15 protein-coding genes and 1 tRNA gene are annotated in these 13,906 nt (G+C 56.5%); 13 read left to right on the top strand and 3 right to left on the bottom strand.

What is annotated here, in order from left to right:
• The first annotated feature begins 196 nt into the window (after positions 1-196).
• The 5 genes from FIV46_RS04890 to FIV46_RS18330 all read left to right on the top strand — a co-directional run bounded on the left by FIV46_RS04890 (position 197) and on the right by FIV46_RS18330 (position 2,700).
• Entirely contained in the window at positions 197-487 is a 291-nt protein-coding gene (locus tag FIV46_RS04890; protein ID WP_139938980.1) for a YggT family protein, read from the top strand.
• Positions 484-807 carry a DUF167 family protein gene (locus FIV46_RS04885; protein ID WP_139938978.1) on the top strand — a complete coding sequence of 108 codons (324 nt, stop codon included), beginning with the start codon at positions 484-486 and terminating at the stop codon, positions 805-807. The genes FIV46_RS04890 and FIV46_RS04885 overlap by 4 nt, the downstream gene beginning before the upstream one ends.
• Entirely contained in the window at positions 804-1,688 is an 885-nt protein-coding gene (gene folD / locus FIV46_RS04880; protein WP_139938976.1) for a bifunctional methylenetetrahydrofolate dehydrogenase/methenyltetrahydrofolate cyclohydrolase FolD, read from the top strand. Before FIV46_RS04885 ends, folD begins: the two co-directional genes overlap by 4 nt.
• 10 nt (positions 1,689-1,698) lie before the next feature.
• Positions 1,699-2,340, top strand: a complete 642-nt coding sequence (locus FIV46_RS04875; RefSeq protein ID WP_139938974.1) for a MarC family protein — start codon at positions 1,699-1,701, stop codon at positions 2,338-2,340.
• 234 nt (positions 2,341-2,574) lie between these two features.
• Positions 2,575-2,700 carry a hypothetical protein gene (locus FIV46_RS18330; RefSeq protein WP_281280508.1) on the top strand — a complete coding sequence of 42 codons (126 nt, stop codon included), beginning with the start codon at positions 2,575-2,577 and terminating at the stop codon, positions 2,698-2,700.
• 125 nt (positions 2,701-2,825) lie between these two features.
• Here FIV46_RS18330 and FIV46_RS04870 read toward each other — a convergent pair whose 3' ends face one another.
• Complete coding sequence (locus tag FIV46_RS04870) at positions 2,826-3,509, bottom strand: hypothetical protein (RefSeq protein WP_139938972.1); 684 nt, start codon at positions 3,507-3,509, stop codon at positions 2,826-2,828.
• 206 nt (positions 3,510-3,715) lie between these two features.
• Here FIV46_RS04870 and FIV46_RS04865 point away from each other — a divergent pair, with 206 nt between their 5' ends.
• The 7 genes from FIV46_RS04865 (at position 3,716) to FIV46_RS04835 (ending at position 10,247) form a co-directional block, all read left to right on the top strand.
• Complete coding sequence (locus FIV46_RS04865; protein ID WP_139938970.1) at positions 3,716-5,110, top strand: MATE family efflux transporter; 1,395 nt, start codon at positions 3,716-3,718, stop codon at positions 5,108-5,110.
• Between the two features lie 90 nt (positions 5,111-5,200).
• A complete protein-coding gene (locus FIV46_RS04860; RefSeq protein ID WP_139938968.1) occupies positions 5,201-5,932 on the top strand; it encodes a lysophospholipid acyltransferase family protein in 732 nt (243 codons plus the stop codon).
• A 63-nt stretch (positions 5,933-5,995) separates the two neighbouring features.
• Entirely contained in the window at positions 5,996-6,568 is a 573-nt protein-coding gene (locus tag FIV46_RS04855) for a helix-turn-helix domain-containing protein (protein WP_139938966.1), read from the top strand.
• 108 nt (positions 6,569-6,676) lie between these two features.
• Positions 6,677-7,870, top strand: coding sequence for a glycine C-acetyltransferase (locus FIV46_RS04850; protein ID WP_139938964.1), 1,194 nt, complete (start codon positions 6,677-6,679; stop codon positions 7,868-7,870).
• A 12-nt stretch (positions 7,871-7,882) separates the two neighbouring features.
• Entirely contained in the window at positions 7,883-8,926 is a 1,044-nt protein-coding gene (tdh, locus tag FIV46_RS04845; RefSeq protein WP_139938962.1) for an L-threonine 3-dehydrogenase, read from the top strand.
• 37 nt (positions 8,927-8,963) lie between these two features.
• Positions 8,964-9,040 (top strand) — tRNA-Pro (locus FIV46_RS04840).
• 232 nt (positions 9,041-9,272) lie between these two features.
• Entirely contained in the window at positions 9,273-10,247 is a 975-nt protein-coding gene (locus tag FIV46_RS04835; RefSeq protein WP_181163057.1) for a sensor histidine kinase, read from the top strand.
• A 6-nt stretch (positions 10,248-10,253) separates the two neighbouring features.
• Here the strand turns inward: FIV46_RS04835 and FIV46_RS04830 are convergent, their stop codons facing one another.
• Positions 10,254-11,915: a sensor histidine kinase gene (locus FIV46_RS04830; RefSeq protein ID WP_181163056.1), complete on the bottom strand. Its 1,662-nt coding sequence runs from the start codon at positions 11,913-11,915 to the stop codon at positions 10,254-10,256.
• Between the two features lie 239 nt (positions 11,916-12,154).
• Positions 12,155-12,631, bottom strand: a complete 477-nt coding sequence (gene msrA, locus FIV46_RS04825) for a peptide-methionine (S)-S-oxide reductase MsrA (protein ID WP_139938956.1) — start codon at positions 12,629-12,631, stop codon at positions 12,155-12,157.
• Positions 12,632-12,865: 234 nt separating this feature from the next.
• Here msrA and FIV46_RS04820 point away from each other — a divergent pair, with 234 nt between their 5' ends.
• The gene (locus FIV46_RS04820) at positions 12,866-13,885 is read left to right on the top strand and encodes a cytochrome-c peroxidase (RefSeq protein WP_246056885.1); all 1,020 of its coding nucleotides are present in this window, start codon (positions 12,866-12,868) and stop codon (positions 13,883-13,885) included.
• Positions 13,886-13,906 lie beyond the last annotated feature (21 nt).

Below are 13,906 nucleotides of genomic sequence, written 5' to 3'. Positions count from 1 at the left end.
CGATACTAGAGTCGAATCGTTAACATTCGGTTAGGATTTGACGGTAGCACAGGGTCCAAATGCTGCCAATAGGGCGAATTTGCCTAGTGGCAACCCCCTGAAAAACTACGCTTTTCCGAACAAACAGTTGCACTGTCCCGGCAACGCACCTATTTATTAACAAACATCGCATTAGAACCGATAAAATGGACAAAAAATGACCGCGCTGTATTTTCTGGTAGACACCGTCTTCACCCTGTATGTCTGGGCCCTTATTCTTTCCGTGATTTTCAGCTGGCTGATCGCCTTTGGCGTGATCAATACTCACAACCAGTTCGTCTACAGCATCTCCCATATGCTGTACCAGATTACCGAACCGGCGCTCAGGCCGATCCGGCGAATCCTGCCCGATATGGGCAATGTGGATATTTCACCGATCATCCTGATTATCCTGCTGCAGGTCCTCAAGGTTTTCATCCTGCAGGACATTCTCCTGCCGCTCATGTGACGGTCTTGATCCGCAAGACAAAATCCTCGGTCCTGCTGCCGGTCCGGCTTACCCCCAACGCGTCAAAAAACGAACTGGGGGATGTCGAACGGGATGCCGCCGGACAGCAAGTACTGAAAGCGCGGGTCACCGTGGTGCCGGAAAAGGGCAAGGCCAACAAGGCCCTGGTCAAACTGCTGTCAAAGGAACTGGGCATTCCCGCAAGCCAGATTTCGGTTGCATCCGGGGCGACAAACCGCAATAAACAAATTGAAATATCGGGCGATCCCGATGACTTGTTCACACAGATAACCGACTGGATGAAGGGACGGTCCACATGAGCGCGCAAATTATCGACGGTAAGGCCTTTGCAGCCAACCTGAAACAGGACATTGCCAAACAGGTGGCGATCCTCAAGGAAAAGCACAACATCACCCCCGGGCTTGCCGTGGTAATCGTCGGCGAGGATCCGGCCAGCCAGATTTATGTGCGCAACAAAAACAAGTCCACCGTTGAGGCCGGCATGAACAGTTTTGAACATGTTCTGCCCGAAGACACCTCCGAAGCTGACCTGCTGGCGCTGGTGGAGCAGCTCAATAATGATCCGGCGATCAACGGCATCCTGGTGCAGTTGCCGCTGCCGAAGCACATCAATGAAAGCGCCGTGATCGACGCCATCAACCCGGCCAAGGATGTGGACGGTTTCCATGTGATCAACTCCGGCCTGCTGGCCACCGGCGGCGACGCCATCGTCCCCTGTACGCCGCTCGGCTGCCTGCTGATGCTGCGGGACCGGCTCGGCGACATGAGCGGCCTGGATGCCGTGGTGGTCGGCCGCTCCAATATTGTCGGCAAACCCATGGCCCAGCTGCTGCTCAATGAAAACTGCACCGTGACCATCGCCCACAGCCGCACCAGGGACCTGCCGGGAGTAGTCGGCCGCGCCGATATCGTGGTCGCCGCCGTCGGACGTGCGGAACTGGTCAAGGGCGACTGGATCAAGCAAGGCGCCACCGTCATCGATGTGGGCATCAACCGCATCGCCACCGACGACGGCAAAAGCCGGATTGTCGGCGATGTGGAATTCGCCGCCGCGGCCGAGCGGGCCGGCGCCATCACCCCGGTACCCGGCGGGGTCGGTCCCATGACCATCGCCTGCCTGCTGAAGAATACCGTCACCGCCACCTGCCGCCAGGCCGGTGTGAAAGAGCCGCAGGCCTGAAGGGCGTTTCATGCTTGAACTTTTCATCACCAGCTTCGTGACCCTGTTTGTCGTGATCGACCCGCCCGGGATCGCCCCCATTTTCGCGGTGATGACCTCGGGCCATGAGGCGGCCTATAAGCGGAAAATGGTGTTCCGGGCGACCCTGATCGCCACCATCATCCTGGTGTTTTTCGCCTTTGTCGGCAAAGGCTTCCTCTCGGTACTGGGCATCAGCATGGCGGCCTTCCGCACCGCCGGCGGTTTCATGCTGTTCCTGATCGCCATGGAAATGGTATTTGAAAAGCGCACTGAACGGCGCGAGAAAAAAGCCGAGCACGATGAGTTTTATGATCCACTGCATGAGGAGCCGGAAGATATCTCGGTCTTTCCCATCGCCATACCGTTCATGTCAGGCCCCGGCGCCATCGCCACCATTATGTTGCTGATGGGTCAGGCGGGCGAAGACTGGAGCGCAAAGGGACTGATCCTGGCCGCCCTGCTGACCGTGATCGCCTCCACCACCCTGATCCTGCTGTTGGCGACAAAAATCATGGAACTGGTCGGCCATACTGCCGCCAATGCCTTTACCCGGATTCTCGGCGTGATCCTGGCCGCGCTCGCCACCCAGTATATGTTCGACGGTATCCGGATCACTTTTCTCGGCGGCTGACGCAACCCTTCGCCAAATTTTGTATTTTTTAAATAGTTAGCGAAAAACAATAATTATTATTTTGTTTTTTGCTAACTTTTGAAGTCTTTCTTTTCCTGCCAGAGACTCGAAATTTATTTTTTCCCTATATTTCAATGACTTGGTTATTTTTGAAAAAACTGGCACGCTTCCTGCAAATACGAGTTCAAAACCGAAATCAAAATGATTGAAATCGTATCTGAACGGAGAGTGAAAATGGAAATCTGGACCCTGATCAAAAACAGCAAATGCGGCAACCCGCTTCTGAAAACGCTGCCCCTGAAAAAAAGCCACGGCCGCCGGCTGCGTCGCCAGCGTCGCGCGTCCCTGACTTTCGCCTGAGACAGGCGCCAAGAGAAATTATGGGGAGAAATTACCACCCGTGACCTCTATCCCGGACGTCATAATTGCCTGAGAACCTGACAGCCCGGCTCACACAGCCGGGCTTTTTTTCGATCGGGACCGGATCAGGCCACCAGGTTGGTCGCCGTCTGGTCGCTGACCAGCGGATTGTCCGCCTCAACGGTCTGGGACGACAGCACCCCGCCGTCCTGTGACAGCTGGCCGATGGTGATATCGATCTGCAGGCCGACAGAAATGGACAAGGTTGCCAGCGAAGGCGCTGCGGGAGTGTCCTCCTGTTCGGCCGGCTCCTCCACTGTCACCACAGACTGTTCATTTTCCGTTGCCTCGCCAATATCGGTCTGGCTTTCATCCAGGGCCAGCTGGTCAAGGCTGGCGCCGTCCTTCAGGGCCCCGAGGAAATCGCCGAGGATCTTGATGGCGAAGACGCTCACCAGCTTGCGCAACAGGTTGTCAAGAAAGGCCTGGGCCCGGCGCTGCTGGCCATGATTGCGGAACAGGGCGAATTCCTGTTCCTCTGCCGGCGTCTCTTCCGTGGTCTGTTCGGTGCCCGCAACGTTCGACTGCAGATAGCTGCGGCCCACCTTGCTGAGGCTGATCTGGAAACTATTCTCCGCCGCCGGCTTTTCGCGCCCGTCATGGACGGAATGGCCGTGACGGGAATGACCCTGGCGGTGCCCGTCGGTCGCCCGGGAACGGAAATGATCAAATGAAAGTGATTTATATCCGGTCCCCGTATCGGTGCCGGAAAAGGCGGAAAACAATCCCGCCAGTGAATAGCCTGACATAACAATATCCTTCTGATATCTTGCTTGGGGCGCAGTTTTACAGCCCTGCATTTCTGCATTTGTCCGACAATTTTCCCATCTAATGGTTAATGAAACCTTATCGCCCTGCGCTGGGGCACCGGAAAATAATGGCTTTCCGGTTTCTTTTTTAATGACAGCCCCGGGAAAGAGGCGTATGGGTTGTGCCCTTTTTTCGGAAAAACAGGATGCATGACAAACAAAATACAGCGACGGAGAACTGGCTGCGCGAGCGACTGACACGGCAAATGTCAGAACTGCTGCGCCTGTCGTTTCCTATTGTCCTGCAACGGATCGGCACCATGGCCATGGGGCTGGTGGATACCCTGATGGTCGGCCACTACAGCGCCCGGGACCTGGCCTACCAGAGCGCCGGCGACATCCCGGTCATCACCCTGATCGTCCTGACCATCGGACTGCTGACCGGCATCATCGTGCTCAGCTCCAACGCCGTCGGCGCCGGCAACCCCCGGGAGTCCGGTGCCATCTGGAAACGGGGCATGGTCTATGCCCTGGGCCTGGGCCTGCTATGGTTGATGATCTGCATGTTCGGGGAAGAAATCCTGCTGGCGCTGGGACAGGATGCCGATATTGCCCGGGGCGGCGGCGAAGTGGCGCAGGTGCTGGGCTATGGCATGCCGTTCATGACGTTGCTGCTGGCCTGCACCTTTTTCCTGGAAAGCATCAGCCGCCCGCTGCCCGGCCTGATCGTCATGATTTTTGCCAATGTCCTCAATATCTTCCTGAACTGGGTGCTGGTATTCGGGCATTTCGGCTTTGAGCCCATGGGCGCGGTCGGATCGGCCTGGTCGACAACATTGATCCGGGTCTTTATCTTTTTCGCCCTGCTGCTCTTCATCCTGGTCCTGAAGGATGGTGAGAGGTTCGGCATTCGCGACAAAGCGGACCTGTCCTGGAAGGGCTGGCGACGCCAGCGCCATATCGGCTATGCTGCCGGGATCACCAACGGCGCCGAGCATCTCGGTTTTGCCGGACTGATGGTGTTTGCCGGCTGGATCAGCGCCGAAACCCTGGCCGCCACCACCATCACCTTCAAGCTGTTCGGCCTGCCGTTCATGATCGCCATCGGCCTGGGCGGCGCGACCTCTGTCCGGGTGGGCATTGCCCTCGGCCGGCGGGATCCTGCCGACCTGATGCTGGCAGGCAGCGCCGGCCTCGGGTTTAATATCCTGACCATGCTGCCGCTGGCGGTGTTGATGGTGCTTTATGCGGAAAACCTCACCCTGTTCTTCACCTCGGCAGAAGTGCTGGTGGCGCTAACCACGCCGCTGATCAGCCTGTCCGGCTTCCTGCTGGTGTTTGACACCTCCCAGGCCATCATGGGCAATGCGCTCCGGGGGCGACAGGATGTATGGATGCCGACGATCATTTATATATTTGCCTTCAATATCGTCATGATTCCCCTGTCCTGGTATATGGCCTTTGCGCTCGACCGCAAGGCGGAGGGCCTTGTTGAGGCAGTGATCCTGACCAGCATCCTGGCCCTGGCCCTGGCGGCGGGCAGATTCTATTATCTTGCCTATGATGACTGGCAGGCGGCGCAGCAGAAAGCTCCCGCCTGACGGGACGGTTTCCGGGCGCGAGAGCTTTTGCAATCGGCGGGAAAAAGGACTACACTGCGGCAAAACATAATAAGTAGGCACATCCGGGAAATGCTGTATTTACGTTCGATCCTTTTCAACACCTTCTTCTGGGTGGGAACCCCTCTTGTCATTCTGCTGATCCTCACGCCGCTGATGCTGTGCAAGACCGACCGTCCCATGCGGCGGGTGATCCTGTGGTGGGCCAATGTGGTGGTCTGGATGCTGGAACATGTGGCGCGGATCAAGGTTGAAATCCGGGGACGGGAAAATATCCCGAAAGACCGGGGCTTCATCCTGTGTGCCAAGCATATGAGCAACCTGGACGCTTTTCTTGCTTTCCGTGAAGCCCCGACCCTGACGGCACTGGGCAAGAAGGAACTGTTCCGGGTGCCGTTCCTCGGCCAGGTGCTGAGCAAGCTCAATATTATCTCCATCGATCGCCAGTCCGGCACCGCCCATAAAGTCACCCCGGTGGTGGCCGACATTATCTATCACCAGAAGCTGCCGCTGCTGGTCTATCCGGAGGGGACCCGCACCCTGGTGGGGGAACGGCGCAAGCTGAAAAGCGGCGCCTATCATATCCAGGCGGAGCGGGACATCCCGGTCATCACCCTGGCCAGCAATTCAGGCCAGCACTGGAAAAAGCACGACTTCCGCAAAATCCCCGGCACCGTGGTCGCCGAATTCCATCCGGCCCTGCCCGGAGATCTGGAAAAAGACGCCTTCATGAAAAAGTTGACCGATGCCATCATCCACCGCAGTGAAGAGCTCATGAACCTGAAACACCCCCGTCAAGACTGAGCAAATTCCTCTTTCCACCGGCAACCTTGTTCAATATAGTGGAAAAACAGAGGAGCCACCCAAATGTCAAGACATTCCCCCCCTGATGTCGGCAGCAAGATCAAGGAACTGCGCAGCGCCCGGCAAATGACGCTGGAACAGCTGGCCCGGGCGTCCGGCGTGTCAAAATCCATGCTGTCGCAGATCGAGCGCGGGCGCACCAATCCGACGGTCGCCACCCTGTGGAGCCTGACCGCTCCGCTGGGCATCGACCTCGCCGACCTGCTGGACAGCAAGGGCGAGGACCAGGCCACCCGCCATGAAATCTCGGTGCTGCCAAGCCACCAGTGCCCGGCCATCCAGAGCGCCGACGGCAAATGCAGCCTGCGCATTCTCGGCCCCATCGACCTTGTCTCACAGATGGAATGGTACGACATGCAGATTGAACCCGGCGGCATTCTCGAGTCGGAGCCCCATTCCGCCGGCACGCGGGAGCATATCACCGTGCTGGAAGGCGCGCTCCGCATCAGCAACGGCCTGCACCAGCAGGACCTGGCGGCCGGAGATACCGCCCGATATGAAGCGGACATCCCCCATGCCATTGAAAATATTGGAAAATCAAAAGCCCGGGCGATGCTGGTGGTCATCGCAGGCTAGTGCTTTTTAAATCCTATATATTATACTTAATATTTAATATATTGAATTTTCCATTATCATGATATATTACCGGCTTCTTCTCAAACATCGTTACAGGATGCTGGCCAAATGTCCCGACGCTATATCGACCATCTCACTTCCGAAATCGCCGCCCTGAAAGAAGCCGGGCTTTACAAGTCCGAACGCACCATTACCAGCCCGCAGCAGGCCGTGGTGCATGTGGCGCAAAAGGGCGACCAGGATTTCATCAATTTCTGCGCCAACAATTACCTGGGCCTGGCCAATGATCCGCAGCTGGTCGAAGCGGCCAAGACGGCGCTCGACAAATATGGCTACGGCATGTCGTCGGTGCGCTTCATCTGCGGCACCCAGGATATCCACAAGGAGCTGGAACACAAGCTGGCGGCCTTTCTCGGCACCGAGGATGTGATCCTCTATCCGAGCTGTTTCGACGCCAATGCCGGCCTGTTCGAAACCCTGCTCACGGAAGAGGACGCCATCATCTCCGACGCTCTCAACCATGCCAGCATCATCGACGGCATCCGGCTGTGCAAGGCGAAGCGGTTCCGCTATGCCAACAACGACATGCAGGCCCTGGAAGACTGCCTGAAACAGGCGCAGGACTGCCGCTTCCGGCTGATTGCCACCGACGGCGTCTTTTCCATGGACGGCATTCTTGCCAACCTGCCGGCCATCTGCGACCTGGCGGAAAAATATGACGCCATGGTCATGGTGGATGACAGTCACGCGGTCGGCTTCATGGGCGAGAGCGGCGCCGGCACCCCGGAATATTTCGGCCTGTCCGACCGGGTTGACATCCTCACCGGCACCCTGGGCAAGGCCATGGGCGGCGCCTCCGGCGGCTATACCGCCGCCGATGCGGTGATTGTCGACTGGCTGCGGCAGCGCTCGCGCCCCTATCTCTTTTCCAATACCCTGGCGCCGGTCATTGCCGCCACCAGCTGCACCGTCATCGACATGCTGAAGGAAAGCGGTGACCTGAGGGCAAAAGTCCATGCCAACGCCGCCCGTTTCCGGGAAAAGATGGAACAGGCCGGGTTCAGTCTGGGCGGGGCCGGACATCCCATTGTGCCGGTCATGCTGGGCGATGCGCGCCTGGCCGGGGAGATGGCCGACCGTCTTTTGGAGGAAGGGATCTTTGTGATCGGCTTCTCCTATCCGGTAGTGCCCGAAGGCAAGGCCCGGATCCGCACCCAGATGTCCGCGGCCCACACCACCGAACAGATCGACCGTGCCGTCAACGCCTTCAGCCGCATCGGCCGCGAGCTGGGCGTTATTTAAAGGAGCACCTCCATGAAAGCCCTGGTCAAAAGCAAGGCGGAAGTAGGCATCTGGATGCAGGACATCCCGGAGCCGGAAATCGGCCCCAACGATGTGCTGGTCAAAATCAGGAAAACCGCGATCTGCGGCACCGACATCCATATCTATAACTGGGACAACTGGGCGCAAAAGACCATCCCGGTCGGCATGCAGGTGGGCCATGAATTCGTCGGCGAGATCGTCGAACTGGGTTCGGAGGTCCAGGGCCTCGCCCTCGGCCAGCGGGTGTCCGCCGAAGGGCATATCACCTGCGGCCATTGCCGCAACTGCCGGGCCGGCAAACGCCATCTGTGCCGCAACACCCTGGGCATCGGCGTCAACCGCCCCGGCGCCTTCGCCGAATATCTGTCGGTGCCGGCGGTCAATATCTGCCCGCTGCCGGACGGAATCAGCGACGATATGGGCGCCATTCTCGACCCGCTCGGCAACGCCACCCATACGGCGCTCAGTTTTGACCTGGTGGGGGAAGATGTTCTGATCACCGGCGCCGGCCCGATCGGCATCATGGCCGTGGCCATCGCCCGCCATGTGGGCGCCCGCAATGTGGTCATCACCGATGTCAATGACTATCGCCTGGAACTGGCCCGGCAGATGGGCGCGACCCGGGCGGTCAATGTCAGCCGGGAAAAGTTGCGCGACGTCATGGATGAGCTGCATATGCACGAGGGATTCGATGTGGGGCTGGAAATGTCCGGCGTGCCGACCGCCTTCGCCGACATGCTCGACACCCTGAACCATGGCGGCAAGGTGGCGCTGCTCGGCCTGTTGCCGGCGGAAACCGGCGTGGACTGGAACCATGTGATCTTCAAGGGGCTGGAGATTCACGGCATCTACGGCCGCAAAATGTTTGAAACCTGGTACAAGATGATCGCCATGCTGGAAAGCGGCCTGAACCTGGACCCGATTCTCACCCATCACTTCCCGGTCGACGATTTTCAGGCCGGTTTTGACAGGATGAGATCGGGCCAATCCGGCAAGGTTATTCTGGACTGGCAGAAAAATGATGCTTCCTCTTGACCGCCGTGAATTTAACGTATAAATCAGGGTCCGCAGTCGGAGAGTAGCTCAGCCTGGTAGAGCACTACGTTCGGGACGTAGGGGCCGGAGGTTCGAATCCTCTCTCTCCGACCATTTCACCCCCCCCCCGGTCACATCGATTCCACTTAATCTAATATTAGCAATTTATGATTATACCTTGGAGCCCCCGGCCCAGTTCCGGCGGAAATTTTTCGAGGTCTAATGAGTGCTGCAGCAATTCTGGCATCCTTATCTAATTTTGTTTCTGACTGTCACGTCGGTTCCGCTCGCGATTATGTTCCGGCGCTCCCTGCTTCCCGGCCTGAACCGGGGACATATGTTTTTCATGACCGGCAGCGTCTACTGTGCACTGGTTGCCTTGGTCCTTTATCTCGAAAAAATCTCCCCGGGCCAGCAGCTCTTCATCCATCTGACCGGCACGGAGTGGCATGCCAGCCCGCTCGTCACCTATACCCTGTACATACCGGGTATATTTCTGATCGCCTTCGGCCTTTTCAACTGGCTGCCCGCCATCAACGAAATCGCAAACGAAATTGAACGTCGCAAAAATGTCGAGGAGGAATTGCGCCACCTCCACAAACATTCAGAACAGCTTGCTATCAAGGCCGAGGAAGCCAACCAGGCCAAATCGGAATTCCTCGCCACCATGTCCCATGAACTGCGCACCCCGCTCAATGCGGTGATCGGCTACGCGGAATTCATGCTGCTCCATGACATCCCGCTGGATGAACAACGGCAAAGAAACTATATCCAGGCGATCCGCAAAAGCGGCCTGCATCTGCTTGACCTGATCAACGACATCCTAGACCTGGCGAAGGTGGAGGCCGGGAAGATCGAACTTTCTGTGGGTGACTTCCACGTCGGCGGCATGATGGAGGAATGCCGTGATTTTATCGCCACACTGGCACAAAAAGAAAATATCAAGCTGGAGATCGAAATAACTGATTGTGAATTCCGGACAGACATGAGGCTGCTCCGGCAGATCGTCATCAACCTGTTATCAAATGCCGTAAAATATAACATTCAAGGCGGCAGGGTGCAGGCCGCGGCGAAAGTCGACGGCGATACACTGGAAATATTCGTCAAGGACAATGGCCTCGGCATGTCCCCCGAAGAACTCAAAAAAGTCATGGAACCGTTTGTTCAGGTCGATAACAGCTACAGCCGGTCCCGCGAGGGCACAGGACTTGGCCTGACTCTGGTCAGTCGGTTTGCCTGCCTCCTGAACGGGCAGGTTGAACTGAGGTCGGAAAAACATTTCGGCACAACCGCCATCGTCCGGCTCCCCAGGCTGGCATAACAAGTCTTACGGCTTTACAACCCGGTTTTCTGGAAAAGTTATCCGGACGTTGGTCCCCTGGCCGGGTGTGCTGTCAATCTCCACCTCGCCTCCCTGGAGTTCCACAAACCCCCGGACCAGCGGCAGGCCCAGGCCGGTGCCCTGATGATATCTTGTCAGATAGGATTCCACCTGACCGAACGGCTCCATCGCCCGCTCGATATCACTCTCCGACATGCCGATCCCGGTATCTGCCACGGTAACCATGACACCGTCACCCGGCTGGAAGGTGCCGATAATATCCACCCGTCCTTTTTCCGGTGTGAATTTGATGGCATTGGTCAGCAGGTTGATCAGGATTTGTTTCATCAGCCTGTCATCCGCCTTCAGGGCGGGAAACCCTTCCTGGAACCGGCTGGATAAGTGGATACGCTTGACCTTCGCATTGTCCACAAGCAGACGCGCACACTGTCCGGCAATTTCCTCCAGCCAGACAACATCTTCATGAACTACATATTTTCCCGCTTCAACTTTGGACAGGTCCAGAATGTCATTGATAATTTCCAGCAGATGGCTGCCGCTTTCATTGATATCGCGGGCATACTCGGTAAATTTTTCACGACTGACATTCAGGTCAGCGCTTTGTTTAAGGATGTCTGAAAACCCGATAATGGCGTTGAGCGGCGTACGCAGTTCATGGGACATATTGGCCAGGAATTCCGACTTGGCACGGTTCGCCTTTTCCGCCTGCAGCAGCGCCTTGCGGAGATTCGCCTGGGCTTCAAATCTGTTCTCAATATATTTGACGCGGGTAACGGTGAAAATAATCACAAAAATGATCAGGAACAATCCGCCGGCCCAGATTATCCACTGCACCGGTTGTATTGTGGTCGGGAGGGGGGACGGTTTGGCCACCAGTTCCCAGATTCCCCCAGGCACCTGCATCTCGGTTGTCAGGACCGGCATGCCGGGCGGGATATCCTCTCCATGAACTGTAATATAGCCGCTGCCATTCTTATCCCTGGTCCTGACAGTATACTCGAAGTCTGTATAGGTCGGCGACGACATCGCAAGCGCCGTTTCTGCAAAAAGACGGTCCACGTCGAGCAGCAGGGACACAAAGCCCAGAAATTCCGCTTGTCCTTCCTTACCTTCGGGCTGGGGCCCATAAACAGGTCCCCTGAGAAACAGCACAACATTGCCCTGAATCGACAGGCTGGGACCATCCAGCTGAATTTCTCCGGTTTTACGGGCCTTTTCTATGGAAGAAAGCTGATCCGGCAAGTCAAAATAATTCAGGCCGATCACAACACGATTGCCGTTTTCGGGATAGACAAAACCGATCCGGTATCCCGCGGAAATGCCTACACTTGCAACATGAGAGTCCCGCTGGAATACATCGCCGGTAAAATGCTTCAGTTGGGCCTCCTTGAGGTCAGGATGAACCGAGACATATGATGTCAGGCTTTTCAGCAGATAAATGTCCCTGTCCAACTGCTGTCGGATAAAAAAGGCGGTATCCATGAGCTTGCGGCGGGTTTCCTGCCGGGCTTCCTCCAGGACATTCTGCTTCTGCAAATTTGTGGTAACCACCAGCGAGGCAATGATGAAAACAATGATAATCAGGCCAAAGAGCAACTGGAAAAGGATCTGTCGTCCCTTTTCCCGCTTTTCGGCTGAAGTACCCATTTTTTTCCCTGACCTAATCCCCATGTTCCCCGAGTCAACTTATCGAACCAGGCTACATACCAGCCGAACTTCCGTTTAAAAGACGCTTACAAATTTAGAGCCCTCTAACAAAAACACAACAATCTATTGCATCTAAAGTTCGAAGACAGCAGCATCCGCCGGGTCGACTCTTTCTGCAAAACATACCGATGCCATAGGTAACGAACCAGCATAAGCCCTTTGATTTCTATTATCTTTTCCTAGTGGCAGGAAATATCTATGCCGCGTTTCTGCAAATATTTCTGATGATATTCCTCTGCCGGCCAGAATTTCTCCGCCGTAAGAATTTCTGTGACCACCGGGTTCGCCCAGCGTCCGGAAGCGTCCTCCCGGGCCAGCGATTCTTCAGCCTGCGTCTTCTGACTTTCACTGTGGCAGAAAACGGCCGAGCGATACTGTGAACCGATATCCGGTCCCTGCCGATGGCGTGTTGTCGGGTCATGCATGCCCCAGAATTTATCAAGCAGCTCCTGATAACTCACCACCGCCGGGTCGAACTCAACTTCCACAGCTTCCGCATGACCGGTCGTATCCTCACAAACTTTTTCATAGGTCGGATTTTCCAGATGCCCGCCGGTATAGCCGACCCGGGTGGAGGTCACGCCCGGAACCTTACCGAATTCCAGCTCCACCCCCCAAAAGCACCCCGCTGCAAATGTTGCAATTTCCTTCGTCATTCTGTTTTCTCCGGACGTCTGTCAAAAATATGTCGCGTATTGTTCCACATCAATGTCATTTAACTCAATTCCGGTATTTATCAAAGCATCCAGTAGAAGTTAGAGAAAACAATATTTTATAATTTATTTGTGTTGAAATATAATTTTGACTCCCCGGTTCTTTCTGAATGAGGTCTGATAATGAAAATCTCCAGAATTTTTCGTCGCAAGACTTTGATCGCTGTGCTGTCCGCCATGGCTGCTTCCGCCGCCGCCTCGACTCCTCCCGCCTGCTGTGACGAGCTTCTGGACGAGGCCCGTGACTATTTCGAGCCGCTGCCGGAAACGGTGCCCCAGTCAGAGGACAATCCGCTGACTGAAGAAAAGGTTGAGCTCGGCAAAATGCTTTATTTCGAGCCCCGTCTGTCCAAAAGCTGGGTCTTCAGCTGCAACAGCTGCCATAATGTCGCCACCGCCGGCGTGGACATGCGTCCCAAATCTGTCGGCCACACCTGGCAGTTGGGCGGCCGCAACTCCCCGACCGTGTTGAATTCGGTCTTTAACGACAGCCAGTTCTGGGACGGCCGCGCCGCCGATCTGACCGAGCAAGCCAAGGGTCCGATCACCAATCCGGTGGAGATGGCGCACCGGGAGGATCTGGCGGTGGAAACCCTGTCTTCTATCCCGCAGTATGTGGCCCTGTTCCGGAAAGCCTTTCCGGGTGACAAGCAGCCGGTCAATTACACCAATGTGGCCAAGGCCATTGCCGCCTTCGAAGCCCGGGAGCTGATTACCCCCAATGCGCCGTTTGACCGTTTCCTGAAAGGGGACGAGAAAGCCCTGAGCGACCGGCAGAGACGCGGCCTGCGTGCCTTCATGGATTACGGCTGCACAGCCTGCCATTCCGGCGTCAACCTCGGCGGCAGCGGTTTCTTCCAGTTCGGCGTGATGAATATGCCGGACAAGAAAATCCTGCCCCGGGAGGACAAAGGTGTCCAGGATCTCACCGGGGATGAGGGCGATGCCTACAGTTTCCGCTCTGCCGCTTTGCGCAACGTGGCGCTGACCGCGCCCTATTTCCATTCCGGCGTGGTCTGGGACCTGGGAGAAGCGGTCCAGGTTATGGCCAAGGCTCAGCTGGATGAAGAGCTGAGCAAGGAAGATGTAGCCGATATTGTCGCCTTCCTGGAAAGCCTGACCGGAGACCAGCCCAGGATCACCCTGCCAAGCCTGCCCATCGGCCCGTCCGACATGATCAAGCCGGTGGATGACTGACGCAACGGGAATGCGTTCATA

It is taken from the genome of Emcibacter nanhaiensis, assembly GCF_006385175.1.
GTDB classification, from domain to species: Bacteria; Pseudomonadota; Alphaproteobacteria; order Sphingomonadales; family Emcibacteraceae; genus Emcibacter; species Emcibacter nanhaiensis.
This window is presented reverse-complemented; position numbering and strand designations above follow the sequence as displayed.